1 protein-coding gene is annotated in these 1,366 nt (G+C 66.4%); it reads right to left on the minus strand.

Going from position 1 to position 1,366, the window contains the following annotated elements; all coding sequences use genetic code 11:
- Positions 1-27: 27 nt before the first annotated feature.
- Positions 28-1,313 (minus strand): IS3 family transposase gene (locus BMX93_RS12615; protein WP_091971704.1). Its coding sequence is split into 2 segments (ribosomal slippage): positions 28-1,040 and positions 1,040-1,313, totalling 1,287 coding nucleotides; the frame shifts between segments, so codons are not numbered across the junction.
- Positions 1,314-1,366 lie beyond the last annotated feature (53 nt).

Raw genomic sequence — 1,366 nt, forward strand, 5'->3', positions numbered from 1 at the left:
TGAAGCGCCCCAGGTTTTCGGCCGCTCCTATGCGGGTTGCGGCTCTCGGTTGAGGGCTGCGTAGTGGGCGTGCTCGAACTCGGCGGGTGTGGCGTAGCCGAGGCTCGAGTGAAGCCTACGAGTGTTGTACCAGTCGACCCAGCCGGCGGTCGCGAACTCGACGTCGGCGATGGTTCGGTAGGGGCCGTCGTGGAACACGGTTGTGCGGATGCACTCGGCCTTGTAGAGCCCGTTGATCGTCTCCATCAGCGCGTTATCAAACGCGTCTCCGACGGACCCGATCGACGGGGCGATTCCATCGAGGGCGAGCTTATCGGTGTAGGTGAGCGAGACGTATTGAGACCCGGCGTCCGAATGCGCCCGCAGCTGCTCGGGCTGGATCGGGTGCCCTTCCCGCGCGCGTTCCCAGAGGGCCATGCGCAACGGGATCATCACGAGTTCGACGTGCTTGGTGGTCTGCGCGTGCCAGGCCACGATGCGTTGCGCGTAGACATCGACGATGAACGCGACATAGACCCACCCTGCCCACGTTCTGACGTAGGTGAAGTCCATCACCCAGGTGTGATCCGGGCGCGGAGCGGTGAAGTCCCGGTTCAGCAGGTCCCCGGCACGGACCCCGTCCTTGGCGGGGATCGTGGTCCGCACGCCCTTGTCGCGGCGGATGCCCGACAGCCCGAGGGCCCGCATCGCCCGGTCCACCGCGCCGCGCGACGCGCCAGGGATCGTGGTGCGGCGGATCAGTGCGGTCATCTTCCGCCGCCCGTAGAGGCCCTCGGGAGTCAGCACGCGACGCATCGTCCCGGCCCGTTCGACAACGGTCCACGCTGCCGAACGGACCGCTTCCTGAACCTGCGCGTCCGTGATCGTCCGCGCCGCGACGACGCCTTGGCGTTGGGCTCGGTAGGTGCGCGCGGCGATCTTCACGCCCTGCTCACGCAGGACCCGGATGATCGACTCGACCGCATGCCCCTCAGCTCTCATCGTGTCGATGAAGCCCAGCATCAACGGTTGCGGGGGTCGAGTTCCCCCACGAAGAAAGTTGTCGCTGCGCGCAGGATCGCGACGTCCTCCCGCAGCCGAGAGTTCTCGGCCTTGAGCCGCTTGATCTCCGCATGCTCGACACTGGTCACCCCTTCGCGGGTGCCATCATCAATGTCGGCTTGCAGCACCCACCGGCGCACGGACTCGTTTCCGACCCCAACCTGGCGGGCAACGGCCGCTGACGCGGCCGTGAGCGACGGATACTCCGACCGGTGCTCCCGCACCAGCCGGACAGCGCGCTCACGCAGCGCGGGATCAATCTTCTTCGGCATGACATCTATCCTTCCAACTCACAAGGATGCGGCATCAAACCTGGGGCGCTTCA

The sequence above is a fragment of the Propionibacterium cyclohexanicum genome, from assembly GCF_900111365.1.
In the GTDB taxonomy this organism is placed as follows: domain Bacteria; phylum Actinomycetota; class Actinomycetes; order Propionibacteriales; family Propionibacteriaceae; genus Propionibacterium; species Propionibacterium cyclohexanicum.